The sequence below is a fragment of the Hafnia sp. CBA7124 genome (assembly GCF_002355555.1).
GTDB lineage: Bacteria > Pseudomonadota > Gammaproteobacteria > Enterobacterales > Enterobacteriaceae > Hafnia > Hafnia alvei.
Map to the genome: position 1 here is coordinate 533210 of NZ_AP017469.1, position 21255 is coordinate 554464.

Here is a 21255-nt window from a genome sequence, read left to right on the forward strand (position 1 = left end):
TGCTAATCAGCGGGGGGATTAGTATTATTTCTGTAGATCAATCTGATACAGCGCAAAACCTAGATTATCTTGGCCTTTGCTGATGAGCGGATACTGGGCATGTTCAGAAATGAATTTGCTCGCTTTTTCACTCGGTGAAGTTTCAAAGCGAATATCCAGCGGCGTTTTGCTGTGAATTGGCGCGAGTCGCCAGTTGTTATCCACCTGTGGAGTGACTGCGCCATGCTTTTTGGTTTCGGTACGAATATAGTCGGCAAGTACGGCGCGGTTTTCATCAGGTGAAGCAAACGCAATATGCTTATCACCGGTTCCTGCGAACTTGCCACCGTAGGCGCGGTAGTTGTTGGTCGCAATCAAGAATTGGGCTTTAGGATCAATCGGTTTGCCGTTGAATGTGAGCCCCTTAATACGCTCAGATTTAGGATTTATCAGCGCACATTCGCCGTCATAGCGCGCAGGCTGGCTAACATCAACCTGATAATTGACGCCGTCAATGATGTCGAAATTGTAGGTACGGAAGCCGTCCCAGTTAATCAACTCCTGAGGCTTGCTGCTGTTTACATCAATCTGGTTGTACTGCCCAACAGAGCACTCCAGCCACTCTTTCACATCCGCGCCGCTGGCTTTGACGACCACCAACGTATTTGGATACAGGTAAAGATCGGCGGCATTGCGGAAGGTGAGCTGGCCTTTTTCAACTTCCACATAGCTGGCCGGATCGTTTTTACGCCCGCCAACCTTAAACGGTGCAGCGGCAGATAGCACGGGAATATCGGCCAGATCCGGATCGCCTTGGATATAGTGTTCAACGTAGGCACGCTGTGCGTTATTTACGATCTGTACCGTAGGATCGTCTTGGATCAGCGCCAGATAGCTGTACATGTTACCGTTGGATTTGCCGATAGGCTGGCTGACGAAATCGCGGGTACCTTTGTGATCGTCTTTCAGCACCTTAACTAAGGTCGCGTCTTCAGCCGCCAATGATTTTTTATTAGCGAGATCGTAAATTGGACGCGCCTGCGCGGTAGCCTCTTCGACTTTCCAACTGCCTTGATCGTTATTAATGACTAGATCGACCAGACCCAAATGATCTCCCCATTGCCCTGGCATTACGGCAGGGATACCGTTCAAGGTGCCTTTATCAATATCAACGCCTTTGATATCGGAAAAATCCTTGCTCGGGAAAACCGCGTGTGAATGACCGAACATAATGGCGTTGATATCCGGCACTTGGCTCAGATAGTAAACCGAGTTTTCAGCCATCACCTGATAAGGCAGGCTGGATAGGCCAGAGTGTGGGATGGCAACAATCAGATCGGCGCCTTCTTTCTTCATCTGCGGTACATATCGACGGGCCGTTTCAGTGATGTCATTTACCTTCACTTTGCCCGCTAGATTGGACTTATCCCACGTCATGATTTGTGGAGGCACAAAACCAATGTAACCGATGCGAAGCGTATGCATTTTTCCATCGCGATCTTTGACCTGCTTTTCGGCGATCAGGTAAGGCTTCCAAATCGGTTTACCGGTTTTGGCATCGACCACGTTGGCATTGATATAGGGAAATTTCGCGCCAGCCTGCGCTTTCTTCAGATAATCCAAGCCATAGTTAAACTCATGGTTACCGATGTTGCCTACCGTGTAATCCAGCGTGTTCATCGCTTTATAAACGGGATGTATTTCGCCGTCTTTCAATCCCTTGGCAGCCATGTAATCACCCAATGGACTGCCTTGGATCAGATCGCCGTTATCGACTAAAACGCTGTTGGTGGCTTCATGGCGAGCATCGTTGATGAGGCTTGCGGTGCGCACTAGGCCAAACTTTTCAGTGGGCTTATCTTTGTAATAGTCGAAATCCATCATATTGCTGTGCAGGTCGCTGGTTTCGAGTATGCGTAAATCAACGGTTGCAGCCTGCGCAGAACTGGCAATAAGCAGGGCCAACAGAGAATAAGAAAGGGGGCGAGCGGACATGGTGATCTCCATGAGTGTATTTATGACAAGCATCGCAATTAAACATGTAACTACGATGAAGGTATTTCCAGAAGTGTGAACTCTGCCAGATAAAGGAGAAGGCGTCCGTGGGGGAGTTCACAGATGGGGGAGTGGTGGCTCAACCAGCGGCTTACATCTAGAATATTTTATGTGAGAGTGATGAAAAATTTCGTCCGCCCGTGAGCAACTGCGTTTCTATGAAACCGCTGGCGTAGGCGTCCGAGTGAGGTTGCCAGCGCGCAACCTCTCGACTCTCGCGCTTTTTACTGAGCCGTTTGGCCGACCGGTTTCGGAGCGTACATCCTGTACGCCCTCAACCTGCCACCAGCATCCCTGCTGGCGGCTCTAAAATGCATTTCATCTAACTAAAAAAACCAAATTAAAAATACCTATCTTTAATTTTTTAAAACTTAGATTTTCGTAGAACGAGCCACCGGTACAGGGATGTACCGGTGGAGTTTGGGGCGCCCGGGATGGGCGATACCAAACCGGAGCGGAGATGGCGTCTCGGATAAAAGCGCGCGGGTGTTGGGTGCGCGCGCTGGCGCACCCGACTCGGACGCCTTCACTTAGTTTGTATGTGAATGCTGTTACTGAAAGGCGGTCGAAACCTTACATCGCGATTACATAAATATCAGATAGGTTAATCATCACTCTGTTTTTCTAGAAGTGCGAAACACTCCGCTATACCCACCAAAAGATGGCTATTCAACACAAAAAAAACTAGTCTTCTAAACGATATCATTGTTTAAAGAGGTAGGTATGTTAGAACAAATTTCCCGACTGGCGCGCGAGGCCGGAGAGGCAATAATGGTCGTCTATCAAGACGATAAACCTCTTAACGTAGAGCATAAATCTGACGACTCTCCAGTCACTGCGGCAGATCTGGCGGCGCATCAAGTGATCCGCGACGGCTTAGCGAAACTGACGCCAGAGATCCCTTTGCTGTCTGAAGAAGATCCGCCATCGTGGGCGATCCGCCAGCATTGGCAGCGCTATTGGCTGGTGGATCCGTTAGATGGTACCAAGGAGTTTATTAGCCGCAACGGTGAGTTCACGGTAAATATTGCCCTGATCGAAAACGGCGTCCCTGTGATGGGGGTGGTTTATGCGCCGGTTAACGATGTTTTGTATTGTGCGGAGCGCGGTAAAGCTTGGAAAGAAGAGCAAGGCGTGCGCGAGCAAATCCACGTCAGCAATGCTAATCCACCACTGGTAGTAGTTAGCCGTTCCCATGCCGACGAAGAGTTAAGAGACTATTTGGCTCAGTTGGGTGAGCATCAAACGGTTGCCGTAGGCTCTTCGCTGAAATTCTGCTTAGTGGCAGAGGGGAAAGCTCAACTCTATCCACGCTTCGGGCCGACTAACGTTTGGGATACGGCGGCGGGGCATGCGGTTGCGCTTGCCGCGGGTGCGCAGATCCACGATTGGCAGGGGAAAACGCTGGATTATACCCCGGCAGAATCCTTCCTGAATCCGGGGTTCCGTGTTTCTCTCTTTTAGGCTTTTAAGAACCTAACAGCTGATGCAGCAGGCCCATAACCTGCTGTACTTCCTGCGGCGTTAGCGCGCCATCTTTCGCAAATTTTACGTTGCCTTGCTTGTCCAGAACGACGATCGCCGATCCTTTTGGCTGTAAGTCCCATGCTTTTTTCGCCGCGCCTGTATCGTCAACGATAAATTGCGACCAAGGGAACTCCTTCTTGCTGCCTTCAATGCTGCTGCGTACGAATGGCCCTGTACCAATAATGGCGTCATCGGTATTCACGATGGTGGTGGTTTGATATTTATCGTGTGGTAAACCGGCTTTCTTGATGGCTTCAATTAATGGATCGTTCATGTCCTTGGCAGAAGTACGTCCAGCGATATGCTGAATGACTCGTACTTTTCCTCCCAACTGGGCACTGTTCCAGTTTTTGTAACTAAACTCATTATTCTGATAGTTCAGCTCTCCACGGTCGCTGATACCCACGGGCGCGACGCGCTGATCTTGCTGAAAATTATGTGCCGAAACTGACATCGATAGCAGCAGCAACGGAAGTAGGTAGTGTTTTTGTAGTTTCATGCAGGCTCCCTAAATAAACAGTCAGAACGATCGTGTCAAAAGCATAGATTGTGATCGGAGGTCTGTCCTGTTTTGAAGTGTGATCGAAAGTTTTATTCTGTAAGGCTAAAACCCCATTTTTTGCGCGATTATTTCATACTGGGTATGACTTTTTGCATACCATTCTGTCAGCTGAGGTAAATATAGTGAAAAATGCCGCTTTATGGGAACCCAAAGTTGTGAAAGCAGTCTATATTTATACTCCATTACGCGGATAGGGGCCGTGCAGCCGTTTTGGCTGATTGAATTTTTATACCCTGCCGCATGTCATTACCGGGAGGTAAACACAACAATGAAAATCTTCCAACGCTACAATCCGCTTCTTGTCGCCAAGTATGTAAAAACCCTGTTTCGTGGACGGTTATATATCAAGGATGTCGGCGCTTTCGAGTTCGACATGGGGAAGGTTCTTCCCCCGAAAGTGCGAGACAAACGCCACCTCAGCGCCATGTCTGAGATTAATCGTCAAGTCACACGACTGCAGGCTGAAATGGCATAGGCAGATTGGGAAGAGCTCCCTGCTGTGTTGTTAATAAGCTAGAGCAGATAGACTAGAAAGTAGGAAAATGGTAACGGCCCTTGCGGGCCGTTTGTGTTTCTATCATGCAGTTTGAAGCGCTGAGCTTAGGTATTGGCTTCTTTCGCTTTTTCTAAATCACCAGCCGCATCGGGAATGATCGGCGCTGGGCGTTCAGCCAAGCGAGTCACCAGCAGCTGATCGATTTTGTAGCTGTCGATATCAACAACTTCAAACTTATAGCCCGCGTATTTGACGTAGTCGGTGCGTTTTGGAATTTTGCGCAGCATATACATCATGAAGCCGCCAATGGTTTCATAGTTGCTGTTCTGCGGAAACTCTTCAATATCCAGCACGCGCATCACATCATCAATTGGCGTAACGCCTTCAACCAGCCACGAGTTTTCATCGCGAGCGATAATCTGTTCTTCTTGGCCTTGGCCAACCAGATCGCCCATCAGCGTGGTCATTACGTCGTTAAGCGTGATGATACCCACCACCAACGCATATTCGTTCAGAATAATAGCGAAGTCTTCACCGGCGGTTTTAAAACTCTCTAACCCTTCCGATAACGTCAGCGTATCTGGAATGATTAACACGTTGCGAATTTGCACGCCGCTGCTTAGCACGAGGCTTTGATTGCCCAATACGCGGTTCAGCAAATCTTTGGAGTCAACGTAGCCCACCACGTGATCGATTGCCCCATCACACACTAAAAACTTAGAGTGCGGATGAGTAGAGACTTTTTCTTTGATGCTTTCTTCGCTTTCGCTCAAATCGAAGTAGATGATGCTTTCACGCGGCGTCATAGAAGAAGGAACCGTACGAGATTCCAGTTCAAAGACGTTCTCGATGATTTCGTGTTCTTGTTTACGCAGTACGCCCGCTAATGCACCGGCTTCAACGACGGCGTAGATATCATCAGAAGTAATATCGTCTTTACGTACCATTGGCAGCTTAAATAAGCGGAAGATCATGTTGGCAAGGCCGTTGAAGAACCATACCAAAGGTCTGAATACCAACAGGCAGAAGCGCATCGGGTTGACGATCCGGACGGCGACCGTTTCAGGGGCGATCATACCGATGCGTTTCGGTGTGAGGTCGGCAAACAAAATAAAGCAGCTGGTGACCAACACGAATGAACAGATAAAGCTGACCTGTTCGGAGATTTCTGGTGACATAAAGCGGTCAAACAGAATCCGGAAGGTTGGGGAGAATGCGGCGTCACCGACGATACCACCGAGGATAGCGACGGCATTTAGCCCAATTTGTACCACGGTAAAGAAGTAACCAGGCTGTTCTTGGAGCGCAATGACACGAGAAGCGTTGATATCGCCTTCATCAGCCATTGTTTTCAATTTCATTTTGCGAGAGGCGGCCAGTGAAATTTCCGAGATGGAAAAAAAGGCGCTTATCGCGATCAATATCAGGATCAGTAAAATACTGTTTAACATAATTTATCCGCTTCGACCGGAGTGCTCCGGGGAATAGTGAAGGGCAGTGATTAATGGGAGTTTAACAAAAAACGGCTAGTTTTTGCGCACTATGCCGCGTACTAACTACTATTAACGAGGCCACATTTCTGTGACCCGCGTCTAGTATAGCAGCAGCCATGAGAAACCAGCTAGAGATTAAAAGGTGCTCACTTCTTCATAAGCCATTGCTATTAGCCAATTTTAATCGTGAAGCGGGCTCTCGACAATATTAAAGCTGTGGCGGCAGACATACCCCAATGCCACCCAGACCACAGTAGCCATGCGGGTTTTTATACAGATATTGTTGGTGCTCATCTTCTGCATAGTAGAACGGTTTGGCCGCGCTAATTTCGGTGGTGATTTCGCGCGAGTCGTTGGCTTCCTTCATCGCTTTCTGAAAGCGAGCTTCGCTGGTCAGCGCTTCAGCCTGCTGCTGTGGTGTAAGCACGTAGATTGCAGAACGATATTGGCTGCCAATGTCATTTCCCTGACGATCGCCCTGAGCGGGATCGTGATTTTCCCAAAACAGCTCAAGTAATTTTTCGTAGCTGATGATTTTTGGATCAAACACAATGCGCACGGCTTCCGCATGGCCCGTTTGGCCAGAACACACTTCGCGATAGGTTGGATTGGGGGTGAAGCCACCGCTATATCCTGCCGCCGTACTGTAGATGCCAGGCTGTTGCCAGAACAGACGCTCTACACCCCAGAAGCATCCCATTGCGAAAATGGCGGTTTCCATTCCTTCAGGAACCTCGGTCATAGAATTTCCGTTCACCGCGTGTGTTTTAGCAATAGGCATTGGGGTATTGCGGCCAGGGAGAGCATGCTCTGCCGTAAGTGGTTGAATATTATGATTTGCGTTAGCCACAGGAGGCTCCTGTCTTAGATTTATGTATCACTCAGCTACTATATACATAACTTTAGTGATTACTTTATTTAGATCAATTCGGTCATTAGTTGTATCTCATACTTACTTTGCGCACAATATGCCTAATTATTGCAACCATGTTACTAATGGCATTGCAAACTGGTGCACATGCACATTTTTGAATTCCGTCGGATAGCAGTTCCCCCTGACAGACGGAATGTTTTACGGGTAGGGTAAACTTCAGGAGTTCGCGTGCCACGATTTCGTCTCTTTGGCTTTATATGCCTTTTTTTGGCATCCCCCTTGGCCAATGCAGCGCAAGTTCGCTTAAAAGTTGAAGGTTTAAGCGGGTCGCTCGAACAGAACGTACGAGCCAGTCTTTCCACCATCGAAAATGATGAAGTCAGCAACGATGGCCGTTTTCGCGCCCGAGTTGATGAGTCTATTCGGCGGGGGCTGAAAGCGCTTGGCTATTATCAGCCAACCATTGAATTTGATTATCAAGATAAAAAACCACCTGAAAGACCCTTGCTGATTGCGAAAGTGAAGGCCGGTGAACCCGTATTGATTGCGGGCGTTGACGTGAAAATTTTAGGGCAGGCTAAAGATGACTCTGCTTATAAAGATCTGCTGAAAACCGGTGAGCCTAAAATTGGCACCGTGCTTAATCACGGCACTTACGATAGTTTCAAGAATTCCCTGACCTCTATTGCGGTGCGCAGAGGCTACTTCGACGCCACGATGCCGGTGCATCAGCTTGGTGTTATCGAGGATGAGCGCAAAGCATTTTGGGATATCGATTTTGATAGCGGCAAACGCTACCGCTTTGGCGATGTGACGTTTGAAGGCTCGCAGATTCGAGAAGAGTATTTGCAGCACTTGGTGCCTTTCAAACAGGGTGAATATTACACTTCTGAGCAGTTGGCTGAGTTTAGCCGTCGTTTATCCGCCACCAACTGGTTCAACTCGGTGGTGGTATCGCCTGATTTTAAACAGGCAACCGCCGATAAAGAGCTGCCGCTAGACGCGGTGGTTTCTCCTAAAGTGCGGAATACCGTTGAGCTCGGCGGTGGTTATGCTACCGACGTGGGGCCGCGCGTACAGGCGACGTGGAAACGTCCTTGGGTTAACTCGTATGGGCACAGTTTCGAAACCTCGCTTAACCTTTCTGCACCAGAACAAACCGCAGATTTCAGCTACAAAATTCCGCTGCTAAAGAACCCGATTGAGCAATATTACCTATTGCAGGGCGGTTTCAAGCGTACCGATCTCAATGATACCGAAGAAGATACCACCACGCTGAACGTGGCGAGATATTGGGATCTGTCGAGTGGCTGGCAGCGTTCGGTTAACCTGCGTTGGAGCCTTAACCACTTTACGCAGGGTGAGGTGTCGAACGACACCATGCTGTTGTATCCGGGCATTATGCTCAATCGCACCCGCTCTCGCGGTGGACTCATGCCGGTATGGGGCGATAGCCAGCGCTATTCATTTGATGTATCCGATACCACGTGGGGCTCTGACGTTGACTTCGCCGTAGTGCAGGCTCAGCAGGTGTGGATCCGCACGTTAGCAGAAAAACATCGCTTTGTGGTACGCGGTAACGTGGGATGGATTGAAACCAATAACTTCGAAAAAGTGCCGCCAAACCTGCGCTTCTTCGCCGGTGGCGACCGCAGTATTCGCGGATATAAATACAAATCTATTTCACCGGAAGATAGCTCAGGCAAGTTAACCGGTGCTTCCAAACTCGCTACGGGTTCATTGGAATATCAATATAACGTCACTGGGAAATGGTGGGGTGCCACCTTTGTTGACTCTGGTGAAGCGGTGAACGATATCAAACGCAGTAATTTTTATACCGGCGCGGGTGTTGGCGTGCGCTGGGAATCACCGGTTGGGCCAATCAAGCTCGATTTTGCGGTACCGGTTGGTGATAAAGATAACCATGATTTGCAGTTTTACATCGGATTGGGGCCTGAACTATGAGACGCGTAATCAAATTCAGCCTGATCTTTTTGTTGGTGCTCGTATTGCTGGTGGTTGGCCTGATTGGCACCGTGATCAGCACGCCGGGGCTTCATTTTGTTATCAACAGCGCGGCGCGTTGGGTGCCGGGGCTTGATATCGCGGGCGTAACCGGCGGGTGGCGTAATCTAACGTTAACCGGCGTTTCCTACCAAATGCCCGGTGTGAAAGTGAAAGCCGGTGAGCTTCATCTAGCGGTGGATATCGGCTGCTTGAAAAAAAGCGAACTGTGCCTGAATGCCCTAACGGCCAATCAGATTGACGTTGCTATTAACACGCAAGAGTTGGCGCCTTCTGAGCCTACGCCAGAAACCACCAGTGAACCGCTGACCGAACTGAAAGCGCCTTATCCCGTGGCGATCCGTTTGCTGCGTATCAATAACGTTCACGTCACGGTCGATGACACTGCTATTTCTTTGGAAGAGTTTCGCACCGGTGCTGAATGGCGAGATCGTGGCTTAACGTTGTTGCCAACCAACATCAAGTCTCTGCTGGTGGCATTGCCGAAAACGCCTGCAACGCCGGTTCAGGATCAGGTGGTTGCGGTGGCTGTTAAAGATAAGCCGGTAACTCAGGCCGCCATGGATGCCGCCGCCGATAGCGCCAAGCAGGCCGCTTCTGATGCTGCAGAGCAGGTGGTGAAGCAGGTTGCCAAGCCTGAGCAGGCAAAAGCTGAAGCTCAGAAAGATGCACAGGCTGAGGCGGAAAAAGCCGCTATTGAGAAGCCATTAGGCGAGATGCTTGCAGAGCTGTTTGCTAAACCATTGCTGCCTGATTTACCAGAACTGCGTTTGCCGTTGGATCTGACCGTGAAGCGGATTTCTGGTGAGCAATTACGTATCACCGGCGATAGCGATATTGTGGTGAATTCGTTGCTGGTGAGGGCTGTTACCAAAGATAGCGCGCTGCGTTTGCATACGCTGGAGGTTCGTTCACCGCAGGGCAATGTATCCATGCATGGTCAGGCGACGCTGAGCGATCGATGGCCGATGGATTTCCGCTTAAACGCAGATTTGAACGTTGATCCGGTTAAAGGCGAAAAACTGAAGCTCGGTATCAAAGGCGATCTGCGAGATGTATTAACGCTGGATGCTAATTTATCTGGCCCGTTAAAAGCGACGTTAGCGGCAGAAACGCAGTTAGCCACGGCGGGCTTACCGTTAGCCTTGACGCTGGAAAGCCCCGGCGTGCAGTGGCCTTTGGTGGGGACGCCAGAGTATCAGGCGAAAAATATTCGTCTGCGCTTAAACGGCAGCGGCAAAGCCTATGCGCTGTCATTACGAACCGATGTTAGTGGTAATGAAATTCCAGCGGCTAAAATTACCCTTGATGGTAAAGGGACGGATCAGCAATTTAATTTAACTCGTCTGCGTGTCGCTGCTTTGCAGGGGAACACCGATCTTTCAGCCTTAGTAGACTGGAGCAAAGCGATTAGCTGGAAGAGTAAGCTTACGCTTGATGGTATCAATACGGCGAAACAGTGGCCTGAATGGCCGGCTAAACTGAACGGCAATATTGAAACGCAGGGCAGTTTATACGGTGGAAACTGGCAGCTACGCGTTCCGGTGCTTCAGCTCGATGGTAACGTGAAGCAAAATCAGGTCGATGTTCGTGGGAATCTGACCGGAAATCAGGCAGGTCAGTGGAAAATTCCGCAGATGCACATTGGCCTAGGCCGCAACAAGATTGATATCACCGGCGAGTTGTCTGATAAGTGGGCGCTGGATGCCGTTATTGATGCGCCTCGCCTTGATGGTAATTTACCGGGGTTAGCGGGTACGGCGAAAGGCACGTTGAAACTGCGTGGCGATCTTAAAGCGCCGCAGGTATTGGCCGATCTCACGGCGTCTGGTTTGCAGTGGCAGACGCTAACCATCAAGCGAGTGAAGCTGGACGGCGATATTCGTTCTGGCGAGCAGATTGAAGGCAATCTGAATGCGCGCGTTGAGCAACTGAAACAGGATGATTTCCTGATAAGTCTGTTAACGCTGGATGCCAAAGGCAGCGAGAAACAGCACCAGCTGCAGTTGAAAATTAACGGCGATCCGCTTTCCGGTCAGTTGGCGCTGAAAGGCAGTTTCGATCGCACTACTGAGCGCTGGCAGGGGACCTTAAACGATACGCGCTTTGATACTCCGGTTGGCGAATGGCGCTTAACCCGACCTATTGCGCTCGATTATCTTAATCAGCAGCAAAAAGTCAGCGTTGGCCCGCATTGCTGGTTAAACCCGAACGCTGAGGTCTGTGTTCCTAAAACGATTGAAGCAGGCGCGAGCGGTAATGCTAGCGTGGTATTAAACCGTTTCGATTTAGCCATGATTAAACCGTTCTTAGGGCCAGATACCGCATTGAATGGGGTATTTACCGGGCGCGCGGACGTGAGCTGGAAGGAAGGTCAGGCGTTGCCAGAGGCGAAAGTTTCGCTTATTGGTAAAGGGGTTAAGGTGGAACAGGCCGTTCAGGGGAACCAACTGCCTATTGCTTTTGACACGTTGAACCTGAATGCGGCGCTTAATCATGGTCGTGCTCAGCTTGATTGGCTGATAAAAATTGCTGGCAATGGCCAGCTTGATGGAAACGTTCAGATTGCCGATCCTCAGGGGCGTAGGAATCTGTCGGGTAACGTGAATATCAAAAGCATCTCGCTGGCGATGTTGAACCCCGCGCTGATGTCTGGAGAAAAAGCACAAGGGATGCTGAACGCCGCATTACGCTTAGGCGGAAACGCCCAGCAGCCGCAGATCTTCGGACGTATGGCACTGGATAAAGTCGATATCGATGGGCAGTTTATGCCGTTTGATATCACGGAAGGTAATCTGGCGGTTAACTTTGCGGGGATGAGCTCGGCGCTGCAAGGGGTGATCAAAACCTCGCGTGGGCAGCTTAACCTGACGGGTAATGCGGATTGGCGTGTGATTGATGCATGGCGTGCGCAGATTGCAGTGAAAGGAGATCGCGTTCGCGTAACTGTTCCGCCGATGGTGCGTTTGGATGTGTCACCGGATATTGTGTTTGAAGCGACGCCGAAGATGTTTGCTTTAAACGGCTCGGTGGGTATTCCTTGGGCGCGAATCACGGTACAAGAGCTGCCTGAAAGCGCGGTGTCGGTATCGTCTGATGAGGTGATGCTGAACAACCAACGCCAGCCGATAACGCCAGCGTCGGCATCGATTCCGATTAACAGCAATTTGAATATTCACATTGGCCCTAACGTTCGCTTGGATGCTTTTGGTCTGAAAGCGAAATTGCAGGGCGATCTGAAGATGGTTCAAGACGAACATGGTCTTGGCTTAAATGGTCAGGTTAATATTCCTGAAGGTCGTTTTGCCGCGTATGGGCAAGATTTGCTTATCCGCAAAGGTGAATTGATCTTCTCTGGGCCACCAGAGCAGCCATTGCTGAATATTGAGGCAATTCGTAACCCTGATGCCACGGAAGATGACGTGACAGCAGGGGTACGTGTAACAGGACTTGCTGATCAGCCGAAACTAGAAGTATTCTCAGATCCTGCCATGTCACAGCAGATGGCGCTGTCTTATTTGCTGCGTGGGCAAGGATTAGAAAGTTCGGGAACGGACAGTAATGCCATGACATCAATGCTGATCGGCATGGGTGTGGCGCAAAGTGGTAAGCTGGTGGGTAAAATCGGCGAAACCTTTGGCGTGAGTAATTTATCTCTGGACGCTCAGGGCGTTGGAGACAGCTCACAGGTTGTTGTGAGTGGTTATGTACTACCAGGATTACAGGTAAAATATGGTGTTGGGATATTTGATTCGTTGGCGACGCTAACGTTACGCTATCGCCTAATGCCAAAATTATATCTGGAAGCGGTGTCTGGACTCGATCAGGCACTCGATTTGCTCTATCAGTTTGAGTTTGAGTGATGCGAATTATTGTATATGGAAGTCTACGTCGTAAGCAGGGCAATAGTCATTGGATGACTAACGCCATGTTGCTGGGTGAATGTGAGCTCGAAGGGTATGAGATGTACGATCTCGGCCATTTTCCGGCGGTAGTTCCGGGCGATGGAAAGGTATTTTGCGAAGTCTATCGCATTAACTCTTCCATTTTAGCCGAGCTGGATGAGCTGAAAAGCAACAGCAAGGATTACCGTAGAGAGCTGATTCAAACGCCATTTGGCAGTGCGTGGATATATATCTATCTGTACTCGGTAGACAGTTTGCCACGAATCAAATGCGGCGACTGGTTGAAACGCGATCAGGAATGTGGCGAATAACACGCTGCTTGTCTGACAGTAAAACATAAAAAAACACCGCCAATGGCGGTGTTTTTTTTCGTGCACGTGAAAACAATTATTTGTTTTTAGCGCGCTCGAAAGAGGCAACGATTTCAGCTTTAGCGGCTTCAGCGTTATCCCAACCTTCAACTTTAACCCACTTGCCTTTTTCCAGATCTTTGTAATGTTCAAAGAAGTGGGAGATTTGGGCACGCAGCAGTTCAGGCAGATCGTTCACATCTTTGACGTGATCGTATTCTTTGGTCATTTTGCTGTGTGGAACAGCAACCAGCTTCGCATCTTCACCGGCTTCGTCAGTCATTTTCAGCACGCCAACTGGGCGGCAACGAATGACTGAACCTGGCTGCAGTGGGTACGGAGTTGGGACCAGAACGTCAACCGGATCACCGTCCAGAGACAGAGTGTGGTTGATGTAACCGTAGTTGCATGGGTAGAACATCGCGGTAGACATAAAACGGTCTACGAACAGGCAGCCTGTTTCTTTGTCTACTTCATATTTGATTGGATCAGCGTTAGCTGGAATTTCGATAACTACGTAGATGTCTTCTGGCATGTCTTTGCCAGCAGGGACGTTAATCAAGCTCATGTCGGTTTCCTTTAATCAAACCAGAAATGGAGTGACGGCTATTATAGCGGTCACTCCACAAATGAACAGTCTGCCCGACATCTTTCAAGCGTTCGGCTTGTCGCCTCACGCTTGAAATTTACCGGGAGGCAGGATTAGGCGTCTGGGAAATCGCTCATGAAGCGTTCAGCGTCTTCTACCATAGAACTGGTGCCAACGAAGAAAGGTGCACGCTGATGCAGTTTTTCCGGTGCAATATCCAGAATACGACGGAAACCGTCGGTCGCTTTACCGCCCGCTTGTTCGGCTAAGAATGCCATAGGGTTGCATTCATACAGCAAACGCAGTTTGCCAGAAGGATGGCTTGCGGTGCTTGGGTAAATATAGATACCGCCCTTGAGCAGGTTACGATGGAAATCGGCAACCAAAGAACCAATATAGCGTGAGGTATAAGGGCGATGAGTCGCTTCGTCTTGTTCTTGGCAATACTTAATGTATTTCTTCACGCCGAGAGGGAATTTGATGTAGTTCCCTTCGTTGATGGAGTACATATTGCCTTTTTCAGGGAAACGCACGCGTTCATGTGACAGGCAGAATACGCCCAGCGATGGGTCATAGGTAAAGGCGTGAACTCCGTTGCCGGTGGTGTATACCAGCATCGTTGAAGAGCCATAAACCACATAACCAGCGGCAACCTGACAATTTCCCGGCTGCAGGAAATCTTCTTCGGTAACCGGCTGCCCAATTGGCGTAATGCGGCGATAGATAGAGAAAATCGTACCGACCGACACGTTAACGTCGATGTTGGAAGAACCGTCTAACGGATCCATTAAAACGACATATTTACCGTTGTTGGCGCGATCGCCCTCAAAAATAACAATATCGTCTTCTTCTTCCGATGCGATACCCGCCACCTCTCCACGCGCTTTTAAAGCGGCTTTGAGTTTTTCATTGGCATAGAGATCCAGTTTCATCTGAACCTCACCCTGCACGTTTTCCGCACCACTTGCACCGAGAATATCCACTAAACCCGCTTTGTTGATATCGCGGTGGATAATTTTGGCACCCAGTTTAATTGCGGAGAGGAGAGCGGTTAGTTCGCCAGTAGCGTGTGGAAAATCTTGCTGCTTTTCGACGATAAACTCGCCTAAAGTTTTCATGACACATTCCCTGATTCTGCGAAGGAGTAGCGATTTATTTACAAACCGCCAACGTTTTCGCAGCTATTCTAGCCAATGTATAAAGTGATTCCTAGGTAATTCCATTTCGCCTAAGCCGTTCACAGCGTTAGAATGTGAACTGACTCGATGTAATCAACTGGAAACGATATGCGCATTCATATTCTTGGAATCTGCGGCACATTTATGGGCGGCCTTGCTTTGCTGGCTCGGACGTTAGGACATGAAGTGACGGGTTCTGATGCCAATGTTTATCCTCCGATGAGCACGCTGCTTGAAAAAGAAGGGATCACATTGATGGAAGGTTATGATCCTTCCCATTTAGATCCTGCACCTGATTTGGTGATCATTGGTAACGCAATGACGCGTGGCAACCCTTGCGTGGAAGTTATTCTGGAGCAGGGGATCCCATACGTTTCTGGTCCACAGTGGCTGCATGATGAAGTTCTACGCCATCGTTGGGTGATTGCGGTTGCAGGTACCCACGGCAAAACCACAACGGCAGGGATGGTCACTTGGATCTTGGAAGAGTGCGGCTATGAGCCAGGCTTTGTGATTGGTGGCGTTCCTGGAAACTTTGACGTTTCCGCTCGTATGGGCAACAGCCCATTCTTTGTGATCGAGGCCGATGAGTACGATTGTGCCTTCTTTGATAAACGATCCAAGTTTGTGCACTACTGCCCGCGTACGTTGATCCTCAATAATCTTGAGTTTGATCATGCGGATATTTTCGACGATCTTAAAGCGATCCAGAAACAGTTCCATCATCTAGTTCGTTTGGTACCGGGCAAAGGCCGTATTATTTTGCCGAGCAACGATGCCAATCTGAAACAGGTTATGGGGATGGGTTGCTGGAGTGAGCAAGAGCTTAGTGGTGAAGAGGGAACGTGGAACGCGCGTAAACTCAATCCAGATGCTAGCCATTACGAAGTTTTGCTGGATGGTGAAGTCGTGGGAGAGGTTAGCTGGGGCTTAGTGGGTGAGCACAATATGCATAACGGCTTGATGGCGATTGCCGCTGCCCGTCATGTTGGCGTGTTGCCTGTCGATGCTTGCCGTGCCTTGGGAAGCTTTATCAATGCCCGTCGTCGTTTAGAGCTTCGTGGCGAAGCCTTTGGCGTGAAGGTTTACGATGATTTTGCACACCATCCTACGGCTATTTTGGCAACGCTGGCGGCTTTACGCAGCAAAGTCGGTGGAACCGCACGCATTCTTGCTGTGTTGGAACCGCGCTCTAATACTATGAAAATGGGCGTATCTAAGAATGACCTAGCCCCGGCGCTTGGCCGTGCGGATGAGGTCTTCTTATTCCAGCCACATCACATTCCGTGGCTGGTCACTGAAGTGGCAGAGGCTTGTGTTCAGCCGGCTCACTGGAGCGCCGACGTTGATGTTCTGGTAGATATGATCGCTAAAACAGCGCAGCCTGGCGATTATATTTTGGTGATGAGCAACGGTGGCTTTGAAGGGATCCATAGCAAATTGTTGAAAGCACTTGAGCACAAGCAAGAGATTGCTGAGCAACAGTAAGTTGCCGCTCTAATGAATCAGCCGTGGCTTAGTCCACGGCTTTTTTGTGCCTGATATTTTGATAAAAAAAAGCCTCCGCAAGCGGAGGCAATGGGGTTCGTCGGGTTAGACGAGAGTGTTAGCTGGCTGAATCGGGTTAGACACAGGAAGCGCCAGCCTTATGATGAAACATCTTAATAATTAACGGTAAATCTCAGCGGTGGCGTGGTAGTTGCCATCCAAATGAGCTTCAACGATATGGAATGCGGTAGCGCCTTTGGCGTCAGCTTTATCGGACAGCTGTGCTTTGATATCTGAAGGCGAACCATCGATACCACTGATGGTTATAGTGCCAATGGATTGCATAGAGGAAGCCTGCTGTGCGCTGATGGATTGCGCAGCAAAAGCACCAAAAGAAACCATAGAAAGAAGACTTAAAGCAGCAACGGTAGTTTTGATTTTCATGATTATTTTCCTATTTTTCATTCTGCCGCAGTACTTCGATCTTAGATTCAATGACGATATTCTTTTGGTCACTGCGGTTTAACTTTAGCGATTCATTTACGGAGTTTGTGCTCCGCAAAGCAGGTGAATCCGTATTTTATTTGTAGATTTCAGCAGTTGCGTGGAATGAGCCTTCGTTGCGGGCTTCAACTACGCGGTAAGCTGTTGCGCCTTGCGCATCAGCTTTAGCTGACAGAGCCGCTCTGATATCAGAAGGAGCTGCGCTTACGCCGCTTACGCTGATGGTGCCAACAGGCTGCATTTTTGATGCCTGTGCGTTATCAACCAACTGAGCAGCGAATGCGCCGAAAGAAAGAGAAGAAAGAACGGCTAGAGTTGCAACAGTAGTTTTAATTTTCATGATGTATCCCTCAGATATTGTTTTATTTAGTTTTGAACTGTGATTCAAATCACGAAAACAAGTGTACACCTAGTAACTCGAAAAATTAATAGCGAGCTAATGGTTTGTTAGGTTTATTTGTTTGGTATTGTTTTGATGAATAGATCTAAATGGAATAAAAACAGCGCAAAAAACACACTTTTAAGACTAAAGTCTAATTAAATCAATAAAGTAACATCATGTTGCAAAATGTGCGGTCCGTAGCGTTTGTGACCGGCAGGAATATGGATATAGGACTGATTGACCATTAATGCTATTTGAAGTAGCGAATCATGCTGTATGAGTTGTGTAATTAAGCGGAAAAGAGTACGGCAACTTTAAGGAGGGCGGACGGGGACAATCATAGGCCTGACAGATATCAGGCCTGAGAACAGGATTACAGTTCTTGATCAAACAGCGACAAAATAGCGTCGTGCAGCTGCTCAACGGAGAACCCTTTTGCAGGCGTGGTGAAAATTGTGTCGTCACCTGCGATAGTTCCCAAAATCCCTTCTGATTTGCCTAATGAATCCAATAGGCGTGCAATTAATTGCGCTGCGCCTGGGCTGGTATGGATAACGACAACGGATTCGTTGTAATCCACGTCGAGAACCAGATTCTTCAACGGGCTGCTCGTAGTCGGAACGCCAAGTTCTGCTGGCAGGCAGTACACCATCTCCATTTTGGCATTTCGTGTACGGACGGCACCAAATTTGGTCAGCATACGAGATACTTTGGATTGGTTGATATTCTCAAAGCCTTCATCTTGCAGAGCCTGCACGATCTCACCCTGAGAACTGAATTTCTCTTCTTTGAGCAGCGCCTTGAATGCCTTGATCAAGTCTTCTTGTTTTGTTGGAGTTCGCATTCTTCACCGTAGGAATAGAAATAGAGAACATTATTATGCGTAATAATGAATTTTTATGCAATTTAAGTGCGGAAAACGTTAAGTCGGTCACTATAGAGTTCAAACCGGCAAGGGGATGATTTTACCACCTTGCCCATAAAATGAATATGTTAGCGGGAACTTTGGTTATGTCATCGGCATTCGTAAATAGATTGTTATTAAAATGATGTTGTTGTGATGTAAAAGAAGGGTGTAATGTAATGGCTGGGTAATGAGCTGTGATAAGTGCGCAACGAATTCCTACTCTGTGGCCCTATATCTTTCATGCATAAGCTATTTTTTATTATAAACCTTGCAGTAGGACATGGAATTAGTGCGTCATATCCCAATCTTTGTGTTAACAGATTGTTTTTTAAGACATGATGGACTAAGGTGCGCGGTAATGCATTCACGGCACTCTTAAATTAAAGATAAATCAAGGAGTATAGAATGAAAGTTGCAGTTCTCGGCGCAGCCGGCGGTATTGGTCAGGCTTTAGCCCTTCTTCTCAAAACTCAGCTTCCTTCAGGTTCAGAACTCTCCCTTTATGATATTGCGCCAGTCACCCCAGGTGTCGCCGTCGATCTCAGCCACATCCCAACAGCCGTTAAAATCAAAGGTTTCAGCGGTGAAGATGCGCGCCCTGCTTTGGAAGGCGCGGATATCGTATTGATTTCTGCGGGTGTTGCTCGTAAACCGGGTATGGATCGCTCCGACCTGTTTAATGTGAACGCCGGTATCGTACGTAATCTGATTGAGCAGGTTGCTAGCACGTGTCCTAAAGCTTGTGTAGGCATCATCACTAACCCAGTGAACACCACGGTAGCTATCGCAGCAGAAGTGCTGAAGAAAGCCGGTGTTTATAACAAAGATAAACTGTTCGGTATTTCCACTCTGGACGTTATCCGTTCAAATACTTTTGTTGGTGAACTGAAAGGCAAAAATCCGGCAGAAGTTGAAGTGCCTGTTATTGGCGGCCACTCTGGCGTGACTATTTTGCCACTGCTGTCTCAGATCCCTGGTGTGAGCTTCACTGAGCAGGAAGTTGCCGATCTGACCAAACGTATTCAAAACGCGGGGACCGAGGTTGTTGAAGCTAAAGCCGGTGGCGGGTCAGCAACGCTGTCTATGGGCCAAGCTGCGGCACGTTTCGGTTTGTCTCTGGTCCGCGCTATGCAGGGCGAAAGCAACGTTGTGGAATGTGCTTACGTTGAAGGTGATGGCAAATATGCTCGTTTCTTCGCACAGCCATTGCTGCTGGGTAAAGAAGGCATTGTTGAACGCAAATCTATTGGTACTTTGAGCGCCTTTGAACAAAAAGCGCTGGAAGGTATGTTAGATGTTCTGCATAAAGATATCGAACTGGGCGAAACCTTCGTTAACAAATAATTGTTGATGGAATACGGGTGGTCAATACACCCGTTTACCTGTTCCATCTGAATTTAACCGCCGGCTTTGATTGCTGGCGGTTTTATTTTTTTTGGTTTGCGTTGGCGCATGAGCCGCTGTCTATCAATCAGTTGATGCGTACTGATATCAAAATAGCGACTTGGCCATATTTCAGAAGGGTGTATCCCTAAGGCGTGAGCAATAATTAACTCACCTTTTGGCCAAGGGCGAGTCAAGGCATTCGATAGCGTGGTACTTGAGAGCCCTGAGGCTCTTGATAACCCACTGAGCGTAATATTTCTTTTATGTAATGCAGCAATAATATCTGCATGATGCCAATCTTCTAGGCATTGACTCTCTGCCATAATTCATTCCTTTGCAATGACACATAAACAGGGGAGAGAAATAGGGTTTGCGTGTATTGCTACTATCTAAAAACACTCTTTAAATTTCAATTAATTTCCAATTATTTCAATAATAAGAAACTCGTTATATTTATTCTATTATTATGTTTAATAAAGATTTTACATAAAAAAAGAGCCTTTCGGCTCTTCCTTTTGTTTCTAAAAAAAGAAAATTAGAATTTTCTATCTACCGCCATATTAGCGAGCCCAATCAGTGCCTCTTTGTAGCTTGATTCTGGCAATGCTTGTAGCGCTAAAATCGCTTTATCGGCTTCTTCTTCTGCACGTTGGCGGGTATACGTGAGTGAACCCACTTCGTGCATTGTTTCCAGCACAGGCTCAAGCAAATGGCGTCCATTGCCTTCTTCGATGGCTTTACGGATCATCGCAGAACGCTCCGGTGTGCCATGCTTCATCGCATGTAGCAGAGGCAATGTCGGCTTTCCTTCATTCAGGTCATCACCGGTATTTTTACCCAGTGTTTTCCCGTCTGCATCGTAATCCAAGAGATCGTCGATCAATTGGAATGCGGTGCCAAGATAGCGCCCATAGTCTTGCAAGGCGATTTCCTGTTCGTGCGTGGCTCCAGCAAGGATCGCCGAAGATTGCGCTGCCGCCTCAAACAAACGAGCCGTTTTGCTGTAGATAACGCGCATGTAGTTTTCTTCAGTGATGTTCGGATCGTTAACGTTCATCAACTGTAAAACTTCACCTTCAGCAATAACGTTAGTTGCCTCGGACATCAGCTCCAAAACGCGCAAAGACTGTAGGCTTGTCATCATCTGGAACGAACGGGTATAGATAAAATCACCAACTAAAACGCTGGCAGCATTACCGAAAGCCGCATTTGCCGTAGCTTTGCCACGTCGCATATCGGATTCATCGACCACATCGTCGTGCAGCAGCGTTGCGGTATGAATAAATTCAATTAACGCCGCGACGGTGATGTGTTTATCCCCTTCGTAATTTAATGCTCTAGCCGACAATACTGCGATCATCGGGCGAATCCGTTTACCTCCACCGCTGATAATGTAGTAGCCTAACTGGTTGATTAGACTAACTTCAGAGTTTAGTTGCTGAAGAATTGTTGCGTTTACATCCGCCATGTCCTGCGCGGTTAACTCAGTAATTTGTTCTAGGTTCATTGTATTAATTCAACTGTGTTTCCATTTTCCGCCAGGCGAAAGCCCGCA

18 protein-coding genes are annotated in these 21255 nt (G+C 48.3%); 7 read left to right on the plus strand and 11 right to left on the minus strand.

What is annotated here, in order from left to right; all coding sequences use genetic code 11:
* Positions 1-24 precede the first annotated feature (24 nt).
* Positions 25-1974 (minus strand): bifunctional 2',3'-cyclic-nucleotide 2'-phosphodiesterase/3'-nucleotidase, encoded by a 1950-nt coding sequence (locus CPY98_RS02500; protein WP_096386227.1) that lies wholly within the window; start codon positions 1972-1974, stop codon positions 25-27.
* Between the two features lie 783 nt (positions 1975-2757).
* Here CPY98_RS02500 and cysQ point away from each other — a divergent pair.
* Positions 2758-3498 carry a 3'(2'),5'-bisphosphate nucleotidase CysQ gene (cysQ, locus tag CPY98_RS02505; RefSeq protein ID WP_043490698.1) on the plus strand — a complete coding sequence of 247 codons (741 nt, stop codon included), beginning with the start codon at positions 2758-2760 and terminating at the stop codon, positions 3496-3498.
* Between the two features lie 4 nt (positions 3499-3502).
* On the opposite strand, the gene CPY98_RS02510 is transcribed toward cysQ, so the two are convergent.
* Positions 3503-4060: a YtfJ family protein gene (locus CPY98_RS02510; RefSeq protein ID WP_043490701.1), complete on the minus strand. Its 558-nt coding sequence runs from the start codon at positions 4058-4060 to the stop codon at positions 3503-3505.
* Between the two features lie 331 nt (positions 4061-4391).
* Here CPY98_RS02510 and CPY98_RS02515 point away from each other — a divergent pair, with 331 nt between their 5' ends.
* Positions 4392-4598 (plus strand): DUF1107 domain-containing protein, encoded by a 207-nt coding sequence (locus CPY98_RS02515; protein WP_004093669.1) that lies wholly within the window; start codon positions 4392-4394, stop codon positions 4596-4598.
* 125 nt (positions 4599-4723) lie between these two features.
* Here the strand turns inward: CPY98_RS02515 and CPY98_RS02520 are convergent, their stop codons facing one another.
* A complete protein-coding gene (locus tag CPY98_RS02520) occupies positions 4724-6070 on the minus strand; it encodes a hemolysin family protein (RefSeq protein WP_043490703.1) in 1347 nt (448 codons plus the stop codon).
* 250 nt (positions 6071-6320) lie between these two features.
* Positions 6321-6941, minus strand: a complete 621-nt coding sequence (gene msrA, locus CPY98_RS02525) for a peptide-methionine (S)-S-oxide reductase MsrA (protein WP_096388706.1) — start codon at positions 6939-6941, stop codon at positions 6321-6323.
* Positions 6942-7214: 273 nt separating this feature from the next.
* Between msrA and CPY98_RS02530 the strand changes: the two genes are divergently transcribed.
* Genes CPY98_RS02530 through CPY98_RS02540 form a run of 3 tightly spaced genes read left to right on the plus strand, consistent with a single transcriptional unit; the run spans position 7215 to position 13227 of the window.
* Entirely contained in the window at positions 7215-8951 is a 1737-nt protein-coding gene (locus CPY98_RS02530) for an autotransporter assembly complex family protein (protein WP_025798806.1), read from the plus strand.
* Positions 8948-12874 carry a translocation/assembly module TamB domain-containing protein gene (locus CPY98_RS02535; RefSeq protein ID WP_096386229.1) on the plus strand — a complete coding sequence of 1309 codons (3927 nt, stop codon included), beginning with the start codon at positions 8948-8950 and terminating at the stop codon, positions 12872-12874. Before CPY98_RS02530 ends, CPY98_RS02535 begins: the two co-directional genes overlap by 4 nt.
* Complete coding sequence (locus tag CPY98_RS02540) at positions 12874-13227, plus strand: gamma-glutamylcyclotransferase (RefSeq protein ID WP_046359426.1); 354 nt, start codon at positions 12874-12876, stop codon at positions 13225-13227. Before CPY98_RS02535 ends, CPY98_RS02540 begins: the two co-directional genes overlap by 1 nt.
* A gap of 76 nt (positions 13228-13303) precedes the next feature.
* On the opposite strand, the gene ppa is transcribed toward CPY98_RS02540, so the two are convergent.
* Positions 13304-13834, minus strand: a complete 531-nt coding sequence (gene ppa, locus CPY98_RS02545; protein WP_025798812.1) for an inorganic diphosphatase — start codon at positions 13832-13834, stop codon at positions 13304-13306.
* 134 nt (positions 13835-13968) lie between these two features.
* The gene (fbp, locus tag CPY98_RS02550) at positions 13969-14973 is read right to left on the minus strand and encodes a class 1 fructose-bisphosphatase (protein ID WP_025798814.1); all 1005 of its coding nucleotides are present in this window, start codon (positions 14971-14973) and stop codon (positions 13969-13971) included.
* 168 nt (positions 14974-15141) lie between these two features.
* On the opposite strand from fbp, the gene mpl reads away from it, so the two are divergent.
* A complete protein-coding gene (gene mpl / locus CPY98_RS02555) occupies positions 15142-16521 on the plus strand; it encodes a UDP-N-acetylmuramate:L-alanyl-gamma-D-glutamyl-meso-diaminopimelate ligase (RefSeq protein WP_096386232.1) in 1380 nt (459 codons plus the stop codon).
* A gap of 180 nt (positions 16522-16701) precedes the next feature.
* On the opposite strand, the gene yhcN (CPY98_RS02560) is transcribed toward mpl, so the two are convergent.
* The 3 genes from yhcN (CPY98_RS02560) to argR all read right to left on the minus strand — a co-directional run bounded on the left by yhcN (CPY98_RS02560) (position 16702) and on the right by argR (position 18251).
* Positions 16702-16965, minus strand: a complete 264-nt coding sequence (gene yhcN / locus CPY98_RS02560; RefSeq protein ID WP_025798818.1) for a peroxide/acid stress response protein YhcN — start codon at positions 16963-16965, stop codon at positions 16702-16704.
* A gap of 136 nt (positions 16966-17101) precedes the next feature.
* Positions 17102-17365, minus strand: coding sequence for a peroxide/acid stress response protein YhcN (yhcN, locus tag CPY98_RS02565; RefSeq protein WP_046449770.1), 264 nt, complete (start codon positions 17363-17365; stop codon positions 17102-17104).
* A gap of 415 nt (positions 17366-17780) precedes the next feature.
* Positions 17781-18251 (minus strand): transcriptional regulator ArgR, encoded by a 471-nt coding sequence (argR, locus tag CPY98_RS02570; RefSeq protein ID WP_004093684.1) that lies wholly within the window; start codon positions 18249-18251, stop codon positions 17781-17783.
* A gap of 468 nt (positions 18252-18719) precedes the next feature.
* On the opposite strand from argR, the gene mdh reads away from it, so the two are divergent.
* Positions 18720-19658, plus strand: a complete 939-nt coding sequence (gene mdh, locus CPY98_RS02575; RefSeq protein WP_025798823.1) for a malate dehydrogenase — start codon at positions 18720-18722, stop codon at positions 19656-19658.
* A 53-nt stretch (positions 19659-19711) separates the two neighbouring features.
* Here the strand turns inward: mdh and CPY98_RS02580 are convergent, their stop codons facing one another.
* Positions 19712-20023, minus strand: coding sequence for a helix-turn-helix transcriptional regulator (locus tag CPY98_RS02580; RefSeq protein ID WP_043490711.1), 312 nt, complete (start codon positions 20021-20023; stop codon positions 19712-19714).
* A 212-nt stretch (positions 20024-20235) separates the two neighbouring features.
* Positions 20236-21207, minus strand: coding sequence for an octaprenyl diphosphate synthase (ispB, locus tag CPY98_RS02585; RefSeq protein WP_043490714.1), 972 nt, complete (start codon positions 21205-21207; stop codon positions 20236-20238).
* Between the last annotated feature and the right edge of the window lie 48 nt (positions 21208-21255).

Excerpts from the sequence above, each read along its gene's own strand:
- CPY98_RS02515 (WP_004093669.1), top strand. The coding sequence starts at position 4,392 with ATGAAAATCTTCCAACGCTACAATCCGCTTCTTGTCGCCAAGTATGTA.
- CPY98_RS02520 (WP_043490703.1), bottom strand. The coding sequence starts at position 6,070 with ATGTTAAACAGTATTTTACTGATCCTGATATTGATCGCGATAAGCGCC.
- mdh (WP_025798823.1), top strand. The coding sequence starts at position 18,720 with ATGAAAGTTGCAGTTCTCGGCGCAGCCGGCGGTATTGGTCAGGCTTTA.
- yhcN (WP_025798818.1), bottom strand. The coding sequence starts at position 16,965 with ATGAAAATCAAAACTACCGTTGCTGCTTTAAGTCTTCTTTCTATGGTT.
- mpl (WP_096386232.1), top strand. The coding sequence starts at position 15,142 with ATGCGCATTCATATTCTTGGAATCTGCGGCACATTTATGGGCGGCCTT.
- CPY98_RS02580 (WP_043490711.1), bottom strand. The coding sequence starts at position 20,023 with ATGGCAGAGAGTCAATGCCTAGAAGATTGGCATCATGCAGATATTATT.
- argR (WP_004093684.1), bottom strand. The coding sequence starts at position 18,251 with ATGCGAACTCCAACAAAACAAGAAGACTTGATCAAGGCATTCAAGGCG.
- ispB (WP_043490714.1), bottom strand. The coding sequence starts at position 21,207 with ATGAACCTAGAACAAATTACTGAGTTAACCGCGCAGGACATGGCGGAT.
- ppa (WP_025798812.1), bottom strand. The coding sequence starts at position 13,834 with ATGAGCTTGATTAACGTCCCTGCTGGCAAAGACATGCCAGAAGACATC.
- CPY98_RS02510 (WP_043490701.1), bottom strand. The coding sequence starts at position 4,060 with ATGAAACTACAAAAACACTACCTACTTCCGTTGCTGCTGCTATCGATG.
- CPY98_RS02500 (WP_096386227.1), bottom strand. The coding sequence starts at position 1,974 with ATGTCCGCTCGCCCCCTTTCTTATTCTCTGTTGGCCCTGCTTATTGCC.
- CPY98_RS02540 (WP_046359426.1), top strand. The coding sequence starts at position 12,874 with ATGCGAATTATTGTATATGGAAGTCTACGTCGTAAGCAGGGCAATAGT.
- CPY98_RS02535 (WP_096386229.1), top strand. The coding sequence starts at position 8,948 with ATGAGACGCGTAATCAAATTCAGCCTGATCTTTTTGTTGGTGCTCGTA.
- yhcN (WP_046449770.1), bottom strand. The coding sequence starts at position 17,365 with ATGAAAATTAAAACTACTGTTGCAACTCTAGCCGTTCTTTCTTCTCTT.
- fbp (WP_025798814.1), bottom strand. The coding sequence starts at position 14,973 with ATGAAAACTTTAGGCGAGTTTATCGTCGAAAAGCAGCAAGATTTTCCA.
- cysQ (WP_043490698.1), top strand. The coding sequence starts at position 2,758 with ATGTTAGAACAAATTTCCCGACTGGCGCGCGAGGCCGGAGAGGCAATA.